Consider the following 14,880-nt stretch of genomic DNA (forward strand, 5'->3'; position numbering starts at 1 on the left):
TGCTGGTATAAATTCTTAACAAATGAAAATACTGATTATTAATGCCAGTGTAAGAAATGAAAGATCTTACAGCAGAAAACTGACCCAGCTTTTCGTTGAAAACTGGACAACCAAATATCCTCTTGATACTTTCACTTATAGAGAAGCCGGAACTGATACGATTCCTAATATTGATGAATCCTGGATCGCAGGAGCATTTAAAAAATCTTCAGACAAAACCGAGGAAAACCAAAAACCTTTGCAACTCAGTAATGTACTGGTCAAAGAGCTCAAAGAACACGATGTATATGTCATCGGAACTCCCATGTACAACTGGTCCATTCCGTCCGGATTAAAAGCTTATATTGATCAGGTAATGCGGATTAATGAAACCTGGAAATTCAGATCCGGAGTTCCGGATGGCGATTATGTAGGGCTTCTTGAAGACAAAAAGCTTTTTATTCTCTCAACCCGTGGTGATACCGGATATGGAGAGAATGAAAAGAACGGACACGTCAATTTTCAAACGACTTATCTAAAACATATTTTCGGAATTATGGGGGTGAATGATGTTACCATTCATTCCTTAGATAATGAAGAATTTGGCGGTGAAGTCTTTGAAAATTCTAAAAACAAAATCTTTGAAACGATTGAATCCATTCAATAAATTATTTTTGATTTTAATTAATATAATTCAGGACATTAGGTATAACTTAATGTCCTTTCTGTTAACTGAAACTTTCCTCATGTTGAGAAAGGTCAAGCCCTTTATTTTCGGACTCTTCAGAAACTCTGAGCGTAATAATAGAATTGGTAATCTTATATAAAAGCAGCGAACCGAAGAATGTAAAAGCAGAAACCAAAACCAAGGCTGCCATATGATGAAGAAAAACATCAATTCCTCCATGAAGCAGACTCGCTTTCTCACCATGTGCAAAAATAGCAGTAAGAATCATCCCCATAATCCCTCCTACTCCATGGCAGGCAAAAACATCCAGCGTATCATCTATCTTCTTTAAGACTTTCCAGTTGACCATCACATTAGATACGATCGCTGTAATAAACCCTATGAAAAGGCTTTCCTGAATACTTACAAAACCACATCCGGGAGTAATCGCCACAAGTCCTACTACTGCTCCGATACACGCACCCAAAGCGGAAACACTTCTCCCGTTAATTCTATCGAAAAAGATCCAGGTCATCATCGCTGAAGCAGAGGCTATTGTAGTTGTTCCGAAAGCAGTGGCTGCAGAAGCAGAAGCACTCAATGCAGATCCCGCATTGAAACCAAACCATCCGAACCACAGCATTCCTGTTCCCAAAAGCACATACGGAATATTGGAAGGCTCATGATGCGGATTTTTTCGGTTTCCAACCACCATGGCTCCCGCAAGTGCTGCAAAACCGGCACTCATATGCACTACGGTTCCACCTGCAAAGTCTTTTACTCCAAAATATTTGTTTAAAAGGCCGTCGGGATGCCATACCATATGACAAAGCGGTGTATAAATAAAGATGCTGAAAAGAACGATGAATAATAAATAAGAAATAAAACGAACCCTCTCCGCAAAAGATCCGGTAATTATAGCCGGAGTAATAACGGCAAATTTCATCTGAAATAAAGCAAAAAGGATAAACGGAATAGTAGGAGCCATCATTTTATGAGGCAGATTTCCTACCCCGTTAAAAAAGGGATAACTGAGAGGGTTTCCAATGATACCATAATGTTTCCCGGCAATAGTAATACCCAGAGATTCACCGAAAGACAAAGAAAAACCTACAACTACCCAAACCATAGAGATGACTCCTAAAGCGATAAAACTCTGCAGCATGGTAGAAATCACGTTTTTTCTTCCAACCATTCCTCCGTAAAAAAAGGAAAGACCTGGTGTCATCAGCAGAACAAGTCCTGCGGCGGCAAGAATCCAGGCGACATCAGCCCCTACAATTTTATCTTCAGTTAAAAATTCTCCTGTATCAGGAATATCCGCAGCCGGATTCCAGAACAAACCTCCGATTGCTACGAGCGTGATAACAGAGAATGAAACGATCCATTTTAATCCTATTTTCATAAAATTTATATTTAACCCTATCAAATTTAAATATAAATTCTATAAAAATCATATTTTTCATCAAAACACCCCCATAAAAAAACCATTTAAAACATAATTTATTAATTTTCACAAAATACTTCCTTCAGTATTTTGGAAACTTCTTTGGATTTCGTAGCCGGAAAAAGATGTGTTCCTCCTTTTACCACATAATCCGGTTTGGAATAACGGATGGGAAAAACAATGTCTTTATCACCCAGGATCTGAATCACATGAGGATTTTCTTCAAACTTCCATTCTGAAACTTTTTCTACAGACCATTTCAGATAATAAGGATCTCTTACTTTAAAATATTGCAGAAGTTTTGGGTTTTTAGGATCAAAAAGCTTTCGGACAACAGCATATACATTGGCGGCTTTATCGTTGAACAGGCCTACAGGTAATATTCTGGGGATTTTGGTAACCTCTCCTGTTTTAATGAATTTTGATTTTTCCTTGTCAGATTTTATACTTCCAAGGATCACTACTTTCTCAGCAGGTTTCAATTTATCAATCTCCTGAACAATTATGCCTCCAAAAGAATATCCCAGCAGGCAGAACGGCTCAGAATCATCTACTTTATCCGCCATTCTTTTGACATAGGCATCGAAAGGCTCATTTTTTTCAGGAATAAGCCAGTCTATAAAAATCAATTCACAGTGTTTGGGAAACTCTATTCTTTCAAGGACTTTAAAGTCTGCTCCCAGACCGCTAACGATATAAATTTTCATACTACGAATTTATAAAAAATACAGAGAAACAAGGAATGGCTTACCACAAATCTTCGGCTCAACAAAAGCATAAAAAATGAGCAGCTCTGATGAACTGCTCATTTTTGTATGGATTGTATATTCAATCTTATTTTTTCTTCTTCGGAACTCTATTCTCGTTATCCAGCATTTCTGTAGTAACTTTGAATTGAATATCCATTTCGTTCTTAATGAAATAATCTTTCAATGAAGACTGGTAGAATACTTTAAAGTCTCTTCTGTTCAGAGAGAACTTTGCAGACTCAATAGATGTGGTGAACTGAGTAACGTATACATTCGCAGGGAAAGAGATTGTTTTTCTCACGCCTTTAAGGGTAAGGTCACCGTACACTGTAGAATTGTATTCACTGTTTGCTAAAGGAATAATTTTAGTCAAATGGAATTTTGCAATAGGGAATTTTTTTACTTCAAAGAAGTTTGTGCTTTTCAGGTCGTTGGTAAGCTTGATCTGATCCTCATCAGAAACATCTCCCGCCATCATACTTCTCATATCTATTACAAACTCTCCATCTACCAGAACCGTGTGGTCAAAGTTGAATTTTCCGCTCTTTAGCTTTACTGTTCCTGAGTGGGAAGAAGCCTCGGTTTTCACCACCTTATACCCCCACCATCTGATCTCTGATGAAGTCACTTTTGCAACCTTATCAAATTTCTTTTGGGCAGAAACAAATGATATACTTGCGCACACCATAGCAAACAATAGTAATCTTTTCATTCTTTTTTATTTACAATTCAACAAAAATAAAAAAAAGTGTAGAACTTCTACACTTTTAATAATCTTTTTTTGATTAATTTATTGAGCAGTTACCTTTACAAGCATATCAATATCATCTTTCACAAAAACATCCTGCATAGTAGACTTGTAAGCTACATCAAATTTCTGTCTGTCGAAAGAGAATTTGTTTGATACTAAACTTACTACTCCTTTGCTGTAAGAAATTTTAGCAGGGAAAGAGATTGGGCTTGTTTTTCCTTTTACAGTAAGGTTTCCGGTTACAAGAGAATTATAAACTTTATCGTTGTTTTTCTTTACTCCTGTAATTTTGAAGCTAGCAGTAGGGAATTTTTCAACTTCAAAGAAATCACCATTCTTAAGGTGTCCGTTTAATTTCTGCTGATATTCTCCTGTAAGGTCAGTAGAGCTGATAGAAGTCATATCCAATACAAAGCTTCCACCTACCAATTGGTTTCCTTTCATTACCATATCTCCAGACTTTACTTTTACAGTACCGTCGTGAGAGCTAGCCTCAGATTTTGCTACTTTATATCCCCACCAGTGTACATCAGACGCTACTACTTTTTTTGACTGTCCGAAAGCTAAACCACCAGCTAAAACTGCTAATAAAAATATTTTTTTCATTGAATAGAGTTATTTACTTATTTAATGAGGCAAAGGTAGGCATCTTATTCAATAGATTTCATTGATGTATATCAATAAAATTTATTATTTTCATGAATAATATCATCTCAAAAAAAAACTCCGAATTTCTTCGGAGCTCTGTTTTATACTTGATAGTAAGCCGTATAAAGCGCTATACCATTTAATGCTGTATGATTTTGCTTGACCAGATAGATCGGGATATTTTTAAGCATTCCCTCCATTTTATCACTGATCTTGAATTTTTCATAGAATTTTGCTTTGTCAATATATTCTCTGACCATCTGAGGGATATCCCCGGCAATCAGTAATCCTCCGGTGGCTTTTACTTTTAATGTCAGGTTGTTTGCTTCTCTTGCCAGAAACTCAAGGAAAGTATCTAAAGCGATTTTGCAGATTAATACATTCTCTTCGATTGCCGCTTTATAAAGTTCTTCCACAAAATTTCCCTGTGCAAGACGTTCTCCCAGCCATTCCGGTTCAGGATGCCTTTTCACATCTCTTAAAAATCTATAGATATTGAATAACCCTGACTTGGAAAGTACATTTTCCCAGCTTACAATACCGTAGATATTATTTAAAAACTGGTAAAATTCAACTTCTACATTGGTTCTTGGTGAAAATTCTGAATGTCCTCCTTCTGTAGCGAAAGGTCTCAGGTATTTTCCGTCAAAGAAATATCCGGCTTCACCCAGTCCGTTTCCGGGAGCAAGAACCGCTACATTTCCTTTTTCAAGATGTCCGCTTGTATAAATAGCTTCCAGATCGTTATCTTCAAGAAGAGCCATTCCGTAGGCAGAAGCCTCAAGGTCATTCAGCATGTCTACTTTTTCAAACCCAAAATCACGGGCATATTCTTCAACATCTAAATTCCAGCCCAATCTTGCAGGACTGCTTTTTCCGTCAAGTACAGGACCTGGCACTGCCATTCCCAGACGTTTTATATTTTGCAATTGGTTATCCTGAATAAACTTCTTTAAAATATCTGAAAAAGAAGCGTATTCTTTGGTTGCATATTTATTTTGTACTTTTATCTCAAGACCTCCGTTCCCGGAAACGAAATAGCCTAAGATTGTTATATCTTCACGGAGGCTTGCCCCAATGATAGAAACATTATCATTATTACTGTTCTCTACTCCTGGTAAATAAAGTGGAAATTTTGGATTCAGAATCATAACCTCAAATTTTACCAAATATAATAATAGTTTTTGTAAATCCTGCACAGAACAAAAAAACCTTTCCACTTTCGTGAAAAGGTTTTGGTTAATAATTGTTTATATATTAAATCTAACTACTTTCCTAATGGAATATTGTAACCGAATCCTACACCGATATTCCCCACATTATAGTCCTGACCTGGCAAATCTCCTTTTGTTCCTACAAAAACCTTTTGGTATTGTACGAAGAAATTCCAGTCTCTGTTGTGGTAACCGATCTCCGGTTTAAGGTAGAAACCTCCGCTTGCTCTTTCAACATTGGTGTTGGATGCAACCGTTTTATCTCCTACTAAGAAACCATATCCTAAGTCTGTTCCGAAATAAAAGCCGGTTTGTTTTGGATAAATTCTGATTAAAGCAGCTACAGGAACTACCCCTACATCATTATTTTTATATCCGTTGTTCTCTTTTCCAAAGTAGTGAGTATATCCTGATGCGATACCTAATCCAAATCCTGGTGTAATCAGGTTTTGGTAAGCTACATCCACTCCTACTGCAGCGGAAAGATTATCAGCGGGAACTGCTAAACCAACATTTGCACCTACTTTGATCATATTATTCATTTGAGAACTTTGGGCGCTTGCTATACCTGCTGTTAAAATACCAGCCAGTACTATTGCTTGTTTAAACATTTTCATAACTCTAATTTTAAAATTTTACTAAACAAGAGGATGTAAAAATCATGCCAAGCAAGCATTTTTCTTTGATTTTAACACCATTAAAAAACATAAAGCAATGAATATCAATATATTATTTTTAACAAAATTTAAATATTTGTTTAACAAAAATTATCAAAAAATTGATCCCAAAAAGTGAATTAAAGAAAAAGAAAGGAAGCAAGAAGATGGAGCCCGGAAGTAATATCCTGTTATATAAAAACCCACGTCTGTTATAATTAAAAGAAAAGAAAATTTCTCCTTCCTGCAGACATAGCTTCCAGCCTGACACGACAATATTAACAATCCTTAACCCGTTATCATTTTAACCTTTTTCTTCAAAATACATCAAAAAATAAATTCTCCACGATGGCTGATTCATTATTAAAAAACAAGCATCTTCTTTGGCGGGCAGGTTTTGGTGTTGGTATTAATCAAATTGATGATTTGAAAAATAAAAACATTAAAACGTTAATGAATGAATTATTTAAAGAAGACCACTTCAGCGGAATTTCCTATGATACACCTGATCCGGTTTCTGTGGCAGATTACATGAACAGTACAGCTCCTGCGGAAAAGAAAAAAGAAATGCAGCGGATCAACAGAGAGCAAAATAATGAACTGAATCTCAATTTTCTGAACACAATTGTAAACAGCACGGAACAGATGAGAGAAAAGATGGCGTTTTTCTGGCATGGGCATTTTGCATCCAGAGTACAAAATCCAAGGTTTAACAAACAGCTTTTGAATACGATCAGAAAAAATGCGTTGGGCAATTTCAAAGATCTGCTTTTTGAAGTAAGCCAATCGCCGGCTATGCTTAATTTTCTGAATAATCAACAGAATAAAAAGGATCATCCTAATGAGAATTTTGCCCGCGAGGTCATGGAACTCTTTACCATGGGAAGAGGCAACTACACTGAAAAAGACGTAAGAGAAGGTGCAAGAGCTTTTACCAGATGGAGTTACGATAAGGAAGGAAATTTTAAAGAAAGAAGAAACCTTCATGATGAAGGCAGCAAAACCTTTTTAGGCAAAACAGGCAACTTTGATGGAAGCGATGTTCTCAATATTATTCTTGAACAGAAAGCAACTGCACTCTTTATTACAACAAAGATTTATAAATTCTTTGTCAATGAGAAACCAGATCAGGATATCGTCAATAAGCTCAGCACCAGTTTTTATAATTCCGGATATGACATCAAAAAACTGATGACTGACATCTTTTCAAGCACATGGTTTTATGATCAGAAGAATATTGGCAACAGGATAAAATCACCTGTAGAACTGATGGCAGGTATCATGCGAATCCTTCCTATGCATATTCAAAATCCTGAAAACCTCATTGTTTATCAGAAATTATTGGGACAGATGCTGCTTTATCCACCCAATGTTGCGGGATGGCCCAACGGAAAATCATGGATAGACAGTTCTACCCTGATGGTAAGGCTTCAGATTCCACAGATCTGGTCCGGACTTCGGCCTTTGGAATACAGCCCCCGACAGGATGATGATATTGATATGGGAATGAAATCCCGGGAGACAGCTTTAAACAAGAGCTTTAAAAACCCGAATATTACCATCGACTGGGAACGTATTGAAAAACTTTTTAGCAATAAAAACTGTGAAGATTATCTTCTTCAGAATACCCAAAGTCTTGATATGAACTCTGTAAAGAATTTTTCTGATAAGAGTATAAAAATGAATGTCATCAACCTCATGTCTACCCCGGAATATCAGTTAATGTAGGGAGAAGGCTGTAGGTTGCAGGTAGCAGGTAATAGTTGTTGCAGTATAGCTTTGCTACCATTTATTTTTAATAAACGTTAGTAAAAATGCGGCCCATACAATTTAAAGCGGCAACTTACAACCTGCTGCCTACCACCTGTAACCTTTTATCCTAAAAACAAAATTATGTTAATCAAAAGAAGAGAATTCCTTAAGATAAGTTCACTGGCTACCGCTTCTATGCTGATGCCCAATTTCTTAAAAGCCATGACGCTGGACGAAGCTTTGAATCCCAATCAGAATATTCTGGTAGTTCTTCAGTTTACAGGTGGAAACGATGGTTTGAACACCATCATTCCGGCTAAAAATGATATTTATTTCAGAGAAAGAAAAACTCTTGCCATTCAGGATTCAATACCTTTGACTGATGAAGCAGGGATCAATCCGTCTCTCTCCTATTTTAAAGAACTTTTTGATAACGGAGAACTGTCTGTAATGAATAATGTAGGTTATCCTAATCCCGACAAATCCCATTTCCGGAGTATGGACATCTGGCAGTCGGCAAGCAGAAGTGATCAGTTTCTGGAAACAGGCTGGCTGGGACGTTTTCTGGATGAAGAATGCTATCGCTGCGACCATCCTACCCAGGCGCTGGAAGTGGATGACATGCTAAGCCTTGCCCTGAAAGGAGAAAATAATAAAGCTTTTGCCTTTAAAGACCCTAAAAGGCTCTATCAAACCAGCCAGGAAAAATATTTTAAATCTCTTTACGACCACCATCATGATGATGAAACAGTCTCCTATCTTTATCAGACATTAGGTTCCACGATTAACAATGCAGATTATATTTTTGAGAAAAGCAAAGCCAAAAAGACAGAACAGATTTATCCTAATTCACAGTTGGGAAAAGACTTTAAAACCGTAGCTTCTTTAATAAAATCCGACATCAATACACAGGTCTACTATCTTTCAATCGGAAGCTTTGATACCCATGTCAATCAGAATGACAGGCAAAAAAAGTTATTCAATGACATCAATGAAGCTGTAAAATCCTTTGTTGCCGATATGAAAAGTAACGGACTTTTCAATAATATTCTGCTGATGACATTTTCAGAATTCGGGCGCCGTGTTGCTCAGAATGCCAGTAACGGAACGGATCACGGAACAGCCAATCAGATGTTTTTTATCAGCGGAAATCTCGAAAAGAAAGGCATTCTGAATGCTCCTCCTGACTTACAGAATCTGAATGAAGGTGACCTGATCTACAAAGAAGACTTCAGAAAAGTATATGCTACAATCCTGAAAAACTGGCTTAAAGCGGATTCTTCTAAAGTACTGGGATGGAAAGATGGTATTTATGATTTTGTATGATTTATCGAACCACAAAAGCGTTTGAACACTTAAATTATTTTAAGATACTACTAAATACTTAAGAAGTGCGCTTAAGTTTTTACCTTAAACTATAATAAAACTGTTTAGATTCCTACGGAATGACAAGGTGAAGGATAGACCATTATTCCAATTGTGTCATTCCGTAGGAATCTAGCCCATGTTATCTGTCAAAAAAGTATCAAAGCTATATCCATAAACATGTTTGAGTTGAAAACGTAAGAATTCCCTTCCACTGGAGGGGTGGCGAAAATTCAAAGAATTTTTGACGGGGTGGTTTTCAATGTTTCTTCCACATTCCTTACAAATAACAAAAAAGAGACTGTACATACTCATGACAGTCTCTTTTTCAATAATTTTAAATTTTAACTACTTTTACTTTAAGCTGTAATCTGCTTTGGTTCTTTTTCATTCTGATCTTCTTTTTTATCAAGTTTCTCAGATATTTTTTTAACAATATATTCTATCGCTATAGGTGCCAGGATTGCAATTAATGCTTTAAATATTCTCGATTTCATAATATGGTTTTATTAGGTTATTAATACAATTTCCAAGCCAAGATAAAACCTGAAAACAAATTATCTTTTGTAGTCCACTGCAAATAGTGCATTTAGGTTAGTTTTCATCAGGAACAACCAGATTCTGATAATTTTTACTTCCTATTTTAAATTTTTCTTCCATTTTCACTCTTAATTTCCGAGGTTTATGAACAATCAAACTATCCCCAAACCCAAGCAGCAATCTTTCTAATTCAAAATTGATCTGAACACATATTTTGAATAAAGTACCGTCCTTATCTTCCCTGATGATCTCCTGGCTTTTATGCAGCGGCTTGGTCTTCACATAAGGCGCATTTCCAGAATCTACCCAGAAAACAACATTTCTGGGATCCATTGATTCCGAAACGGTAACTCCTACAATATCTTTGAAATATTCATCTCCATCCAGATCTTTATCAATATACGGAAGGCTTTCATCTGTTTCAATATTTTCCATTCTGTCCAGGGCCAGATTGTACATTTTCTGTTTATAAAGACAGATCAGAAACCAACGGTTATTGAATTCCTTCAATAGCTGCGGATGCACAGTAAATACATTGGATTCTCTTGCCGTAAAGCTTTTGTAAAGAATCTTCAGTACTTTTTTATTCGCAATACTTTCATACAGAATATCAATATGTTCCAGCCCTTTCAGCTGTTCATTTTTATCCAGATGAATAATCGATTTCTGGCTGGTTGACTGGATTGAGTCTTCCAGTTTCTGAATGACGCCATTCATCTCTTTGAACATAGAGAAGTCTTTGAACTGTTTTAAAATCTGAACTGCATTGTTCATAGCTTTCAGATCACTTTCATTCACAGAAATATTATGAATACTGTAGTCAGGATCACTGTAGCGGTAATATTTTCTTTCATAGACTTCAATAGGAGCTTCATATCCGAATTTCTCACTCCGCATATTCTGAAGATCGAGCTGAACCGTCCGTTTACTTACATAGGATTCTTTTCCTTCAAATTCAAATAATGCTTCCGAACATTCATCAATGAGATCTTCCAGCGTATATTTTCTGTATTTGTTTTTAAGACATTTGTCTAATGTTTTATAACGGATCAGAGCGTTTTTATTGGATGACATACCTTAGTGTTTAATGATTGGTGTTTTTTTAAATAAGCTCTTCACTTATTTGTTTTTGCTCTTTTCTAAAAACTATTTTTCCTTTAAGGCATTTTCGTCAAAAGTAATTCCCTCCCAGCCAAACTTCATAAAGTTTCGGATATTCTGATGATCACTTCCTTCAGGGTTTTTCAAAACATCTTCCCTGTAGAATTCTCCAAAGAGCCAAAGTGTTTCTTCTTTAGTCAGATCCTGAATGCTCGCAAAACTGAAAACTTTACACGAACCATTGTTCTGTCCTGCCTGATTGGTTGTATCCCCATTTTGAAAAGCTGTAGGAGTAAACTCATAATGATGATCAATGTACGCAATAACGTCACCAAACTGGATGGTTTCCGGGAAATGTCTTAATTGTTCTAATAGTACCATAACTGCAGATTTTAATTTTGTTTTATATTGTTTCAGGCTTATTTGCCAATGTATGGATCAGCTTTTTCGCCTTTTTTATAACTTTTTTGTAAAAATAATTAAAATTTCTTTATCTACGCAAAACTATTGCGCAATAATGATATTACTTTGCATCATCAAAATGAAACAAAATGGAATTTAATGGAAATCATTTAATCGAATTAGGATATAGACCGGCAAAATGGTTTAAAGATGCCATTAGCTATATCAACGAGAATAATCTGGATGAACATCAGATCGCAGAATATCTGGTACAGTTCAAACAGCCGGATCTTATTCCGCTTCATGAAACCGCTAAAGATTTTATGATCAACATACGTGCAGAACACGAAAGTGAAAATGATAATGTAGAAAAAGTAATCAGAACCATGAAAGTGCTGATGAAAACCCCTACACTAATTGGTGGAGCTATAATGCCTGATGCCTGCCCTACAGGTCCTGAAGGTCAGATTCCGGTAGGAGGTGTGGTTATTGCCAGAAATGCCATTCATCCGGGATTTCATAGTGCAGATATCTGTTGTTCTGTAATGCTGACAGATTTTGGAAAAACAAATCCTAAAGATGTTCTGGATGCTGCGCATTCTGTAACACACTTCGGGTATGGAGGAAGACCAAGAGGAGAACAGATGCCGATGTCTCAGGAACTGATGGATGCCTTCAGAGAAAATAAATTCTTAAATGATGAGAAACTGATCAGCATTGCCCGTTCTCATATGGGAACTCAGGGAGATGGAAATCATTTCCTGTTTGTAGGAATTTCCAAAAATACCGGAAATACGATGATGGTAACCCATCACGGATCCAGAGCACCGGGAGCAGCATTATATGATAAAGGGATGAAGACTGCCAACCGTTTCAGACAGGAAATTTCTCCTGAAACATTGAGAGAAAATGCCTGGATTCCTTATGATACTGAAGAAGGTAAATCCTATTGGGAGGCACTTCAACTGATCAGACAATGGACAAAAGAAAACCATACGTCTCTTCATGATGCCGTACTGAACAAGCTGGAAATGGAAAAGGAAAACAGATATTGGAATGAACATAACTTCGTTTTCAAAGATGGAGATCTATTCTATCATGCAAAAGGAGCTACTCCGCTGGATGATAAATTCATGCCTGATATCACCGGACCAAGACTGATTCCGTTGAATATGGCAGAACCGGTACTGATTGTTCAGGGAAAAACAAATGAAAGAAACATGGGTTTTGCACCGCATGGAGCCGGAAGAAACTTCAGCAGAAGCCAGCATAAAAGATCTTTAGCTCATAAAACAACTGAAGAAATTTTCAATGAGGAAACAGAAGGATTAGATATCCGTTTCTACTCTAATGAGGTTGATATTTCTGAACTTCCGAGCGCTTATAAAAGTGCTAAGAACGTAAGAGCTCAGATTGAGGAATACGGACTTTGCGAAGTTCTGGATGAAGTGATGCCTTACGGATGTATCATGGCCGGAGATGTTGAGAAGAATGCTCCATGGAAGAAAAAGAAGAAATTCAGAAAAGCATAATTTTTAATAATTAAATCCATAACTAATAACCAACCTTACGGGTTTTAGAAACCCGTAAGGTTTGAATAAAAGCAATAACCCAAATTTCACAGCACTAAAAAGTTATTTTTAAAGAAAAAATTAAAGGCAAAGAAAGTTCCTATATTTCCAGATTTACTTTCCGCCTTTTTACAAATTTTAAGGCAAAGGGAGTTCCTATATTTTTTTGGATAAATTACTCCCCGCTTTTTATAAACTATAGGTAAAAGGAGTTCCTATACCCTTCACTTTTAATGAATCTACTCCTCACTTATTTTTTTAAATTAAAACAATGAAAACACTACAATTATTCAATGCTGTACTGGCTAAAGAATCGAATGAAAAGCCATTTATTTCTGATGATGGTTTTATCATTGAGCCTGATGCTTTATGGGCGAAAAATGAAATCATCTCTTATTATGCAAAGGAAAAACTGAATGGAAATGATTTGAATAAAACGTTCCATAAATCCTGGGAGAAAATAAAAAATACTTCCAGAATTGATTTGTTTTTTGAACAGATCAGACATTATATTTCAACCTATGGAAGTAACTTTCAGAGTGAAATTTACATTCCTGCTGAAATACTGAATGTTCCTGATATGAAGCTGGTTTTTAAAGTCATTAAAGCTTATACAGCAGAAGAAATGCAGGAAAAATGCCTTTCTCTCCTAAAGTCAGGAATTGCTTTGAAAGAAGAAACCATTGATGATTTGCTGTATATTCTGCATACGGAACTGGAATATGATTTCACAGGAAAAGAAAATATCAGAAATAAGGAAGCCATTATAAAAATAGCTGATCTATACGATATTTATCCAGAAAATCCAGTTGAGTTTTTCCGTTATGTTATTTATAAAACGACCCATACCACACTTTTAATCAAAAACGATGATTTAATTGGTTTAATTAAGCAAAGTAATTTTAACCCAACCTATCTGTTTGAAAGCTTTGGTATGGAAAAAATAGCAGAAATTTTTAACAGATTTAAGCCATTATTCCTTGCTTATAAAAACAGAGCACCAAAAGCAATCAATAAAATTTCAAAGCTATCTAAAGTACATCATAAGCCATTGATTTCAAATCCATTGAATGATGCTACAAATACATTACTGGAAAACAGTGATTGGCATTGGCTGGAAAATGCGACACCGTTTGCATTATTCAAAGCATTGTCCGCATGTTATTCAAGAATGTATGGCCAGGATACGTTTGTTTACAGAGTCAGAAACGGAAAATCGTGGGTGAAAAAAGGTAAGGAAACTTATGTGAATCAGTTCAACTATGATTTTATTTTAGATTTTCTGAAACTGAAATATGAAAACCTTTCCGGAAAGAAATTCTATTTCCCGGAGAATGTAGAATTTGCATTACCAACTTCTGAAAAAATGTTTGTTGGAAATATTCCTACCGGAACCCGTTTTTATGGTGAAAGACTGGCCGTTGGTATTTATTGGGAAGATAAATGGGGCGCTAATGACCTTGACCTTTCAGGATTGAATATCGATGGAAAAATAGGCTGGAATGCGGCGTATAATCACGGTGATGGACAATTGATGTATTCAGGAGATATGACTTCTGCTCCCAACGGGGCTGTGGAATATCTTTACGCCAATAAAGGGCAATGTGCACCAACACTTGTCATGAACAACGTTTTCAGCGGAGATGCTAATTGCGGATATAAAATCGTGATCGGAAAAGGAGATAACATTTCTTACGACTATATGATGAATCCGAACAGTCTGTTTGCTGAAGCCAGGTGTAATTCTGTTCAGAAACAAACGATTCTGGGAATGCTGGTGACAAAAAACGAAAAGCAATGTTTCGTACTGTTGAATTTCGGAGCCGGGCATTCTCATGTTTCAGGGAATAGTAAGGTTTCCATGATGGCAACGAGTGCACTGTATCAGCAATGGTATGATGCTATGCCTTTCAATGAGCTTGTAAAAGAGCTTGGAGCTGAGATTACGACAGAAAAACCCGAGGCTGACTTTGATTTTTCATTGGAAAGCCTGGAAAAAGATAGTTTTATCAGGATTTTTAAATAAATTCTTTCACGT

At 36.3% G+C, this 14,880-nt stretch carries 14 protein-coding genes; 5 read left to right on the forward strand and 9 right to left on the reverse strand.

The genetic code is table 11. From position 1 onward, the window contains the following. Window positions 1-22: 22 nt before the first annotated feature. Window positions 23-646 carry an FMN-dependent NADH-azoreductase gene (locus SFA27_RS16430; protein ID WP_407293598.1) on the forward strand — a complete coding sequence of 208 codons (624 nt, stop codon included), beginning with the start codon at window positions 23-25 and terminating at the stop codon, window positions 644-646. Window positions 647-707: 61 nt separating this feature from the next. On the opposite strand, the gene SFA27_RS16435 is transcribed toward SFA27_RS16430, so the two are convergent. The 6 genes from SFA27_RS16435 to SFA27_RS16460 form a co-directional block, all read right to left on the reverse strand. Further along, on the reverse strand, window positions 708-2,051 hold the full coding sequence (locus SFA27_RS16435) for an ammonium transporter (RefSeq protein ID WP_047377093.1): 1,344 nt from the start codon (window positions 2,049-2,051) through the stop codon (window positions 708-710). Between the two features lie 101 nt (window positions 2,052-2,152). Beyond that, window positions 2,153-2,800 (reverse strand): alpha/beta hydrolase, encoded by a 648-nt coding sequence (locus SFA27_RS16440; protein WP_407293602.1) that lies wholly within the window; start codon window positions 2,798-2,800, stop codon window positions 2,153-2,155. A 127-nt stretch (window positions 2,801-2,927) separates the two neighbouring features. Continuing rightward, complete coding sequence (locus SFA27_RS16445) at window positions 2,928-3,554, reverse strand: YceI family protein (RefSeq protein WP_047377095.1); 627 nt, start codon at window positions 3,552-3,554, stop codon at window positions 2,928-2,930. Window positions 3,555-3,632: 78 nt separating this feature from the next. Then, the gene (locus tag SFA27_RS16450; RefSeq protein WP_047377096.1) at window positions 3,633-4,199 is read right to left on the reverse strand and encodes a YceI family protein; all 567 of its coding nucleotides are present in this window, start codon (window positions 4,197-4,199) and stop codon (window positions 3,633-3,635) included. Between the two features lie 143 nt (window positions 4,200-4,342). Further along, the gene (locus SFA27_RS16455) at window positions 4,343-5,392 is read right to left on the reverse strand and encodes a glucokinase (RefSeq protein WP_047377097.1); all 1,050 of its coding nucleotides are present in this window, start codon (window positions 5,390-5,392) and stop codon (window positions 4,343-4,345) included. A 116-nt stretch (window positions 5,393-5,508) separates the two neighbouring features. After that, window positions 5,509-6,072 (reverse strand): membrane protein, encoded by a 564-nt coding sequence (locus tag SFA27_RS16460; RefSeq protein WP_047377098.1) that lies wholly within the window; start codon window positions 6,070-6,072, stop codon window positions 5,509-5,511. A gap of 387 nt (window positions 6,073-6,459) precedes the next feature. Here SFA27_RS16460 and SFA27_RS16465 point away from each other — a divergent pair, with 387 nt between their 5' ends. Together SFA27_RS16465 and SFA27_RS16470 are read left to right on the forward strand one after the other, a co-directional pair. Beyond that, complete coding sequence (locus tag SFA27_RS16465) at window positions 6,460-7,839, forward strand: DUF1800 family protein (protein ID WP_407293606.1); 1,380 nt, start codon at window positions 6,460-6,462, stop codon at window positions 7,837-7,839. Window positions 7,840-8,004: 165 nt separating this feature from the next. Next, window positions 8,005-9,189: a DUF1501 domain-containing protein gene (locus SFA27_RS16470; RefSeq protein WP_407293609.1), complete on the forward strand. Its 1,185-nt coding sequence runs from the start codon at window positions 8,005-8,007 to the stop codon at window positions 9,187-9,189. A 398-nt stretch (window positions 9,190-9,587) separates the two neighbouring features. Here SFA27_RS16470 and SFA27_RS16475 read toward each other — a convergent pair whose 3' ends face one another. From SFA27_RS16475 to SFA27_RS16485, 3 genes are all read right to left on the reverse strand, one after another. After that, complete coding sequence (locus SFA27_RS16475) at window positions 9,588-9,725, reverse strand: hypothetical protein (RefSeq protein ID WP_185097827.1); 138 nt, start codon at window positions 9,723-9,725, stop codon at window positions 9,588-9,590. Window positions 9,726-9,822: 97 nt separating this feature from the next. Then, window positions 9,823-10,842 (reverse strand): WYL domain-containing protein, encoded by a 1,020-nt coding sequence (locus SFA27_RS16480; protein WP_047377101.1) that lies wholly within the window; start codon window positions 10,840-10,842, stop codon window positions 9,823-9,825. A 72-nt stretch (window positions 10,843-10,914) separates the two neighbouring features. Beyond that, entirely contained in the window at window positions 10,915-11,250 is a 336-nt protein-coding gene (locus SFA27_RS16485) for a HopJ type III effector protein (RefSeq protein ID WP_407293612.1), read from the reverse strand. A 752-nt stretch (window positions 11,251-12,002) separates the two neighbouring features. On the opposite strand from SFA27_RS16485, the gene SFA27_RS16490 reads away from it, so the two are divergent. Both SFA27_RS16490 and SFA27_RS16495 read left to right on the forward strand, forming a co-directional pair. Next, window positions 12,003-12,803: an RtcB family protein gene (locus SFA27_RS16490; protein ID WP_407298178.1), complete on the forward strand. Its 801-nt coding sequence runs from the start codon at window positions 12,003-12,005 to the stop codon at window positions 12,801-12,803. A 310-nt stretch (window positions 12,804-13,113) separates the two neighbouring features. Further along, window positions 13,114-14,868, forward strand: coding sequence for a hypothetical protein (locus SFA27_RS16495; RefSeq protein ID WP_407293614.1), 1,755 nt, complete (start codon window positions 13,114-13,116; stop codon window positions 14,866-14,868). The last annotated feature ends 12 nt before the right edge of the window (window positions 14,869-14,880 follow it).

The sequence above is a fragment of the Chryseobacterium sp. HR92 genome, from assembly GCF_045689405.1.
Classification (GTDB): Bacteria; Bacteroidota; Bacteroidia; order Flavobacteriales; family Weeksellaceae; genus Chryseobacterium; species Chryseobacterium viscerum_A.

What these genes read in the sequence shown, in the direction of transcription:
- SFA27_RS16430 (WP_407293598.1), top strand. Translation starts at nt 23, where the DNA reads ATGAAAATACTGATTATTAATGCCAGTGTAAGAAATGAAAGATCTTAC.
- SFA27_RS16435 (WP_047377093.1), bottom strand. Translation starts at nt 2,051, where the DNA reads ATGAAAATAGGATTAAAATGGATCGTTTCATTCTCTGTTATCACGCTC.
- SFA27_RS16440 (WP_407293602.1), bottom strand. Translation starts at nt 2,800, where the DNA reads ATGAAAATTTATATCGTTAGCGGTCTGGGAGCAGACTTTAAAGTCCTT.
- SFA27_RS16445 (WP_047377095.1), bottom strand. Translation starts at nt 3,554, where the DNA reads ATGAAAAGATTACTATTGTTTGCTATGGTGTGCGCAAGTATATCATTT.
- SFA27_RS16450 (WP_047377096.1), bottom strand. Translation starts at nt 4,199, where the DNA reads ATGAAAAAAATATTTTTATTAGCAGTTTTAGCTGGTGGTTTAGCTTTC.
- SFA27_RS16455 (WP_047377097.1), bottom strand. Translation starts at nt 5,392, where the DNA reads ATGATTCTGAATCCAAAATTTCCACTTTATTTACCAGGAGTAGAGAAC.
- SFA27_RS16460 (WP_047377098.1), bottom strand. Translation starts at nt 6,072, where the DNA reads ATGAAAATGTTTAAACAAGCAATAGTACTGGCTGGTATTTTAACAGCA.
- SFA27_RS16465 (WP_407293606.1), top strand. Translation starts at nt 6,460, where the DNA reads ATGGCTGATTCATTATTAAAAAACAAGCATCTTCTTTGGCGGGCAGGT.
- SFA27_RS16470 (WP_407293609.1), top strand. Translation starts at nt 8,005, where the DNA reads ATGTTAATCAAAAGAAGAGAATTCCTTAAGATAAGTTCACTGGCTACC.
- SFA27_RS16475 (WP_185097827.1), bottom strand. Translation starts at nt 9,725, where the DNA reads ATGAAATCGAGAATATTTAAAGCATTAATTGCAATCCTGGCACCTATA.
- SFA27_RS16480 (WP_047377101.1), bottom strand. Translation starts at nt 10,842, where the DNA reads ATGTCATCCAATAAAAACGCTCTGATCCGTTATAAAACATTAGACAAA.
- SFA27_RS16485 (WP_407293612.1), bottom strand. Translation starts at nt 11,250, where the DNA reads ATGGTACTATTAGAACAATTAAGACATTTCCCGGAAACCATCCAGTTT.
- SFA27_RS16490 (WP_407298178.1), top strand. Translation starts at nt 12,003, where the DNA reads ATGGGAACTCAGGGAGATGGAAATCATTTCCTGTTTGTAGGAATTTCC.
- SFA27_RS16495 (WP_407293614.1), top strand. Translation starts at nt 13,114, where the DNA reads ATGAAAACACTACAATTATTCAATGCTGTACTGGCTAAAGAATCGAAT.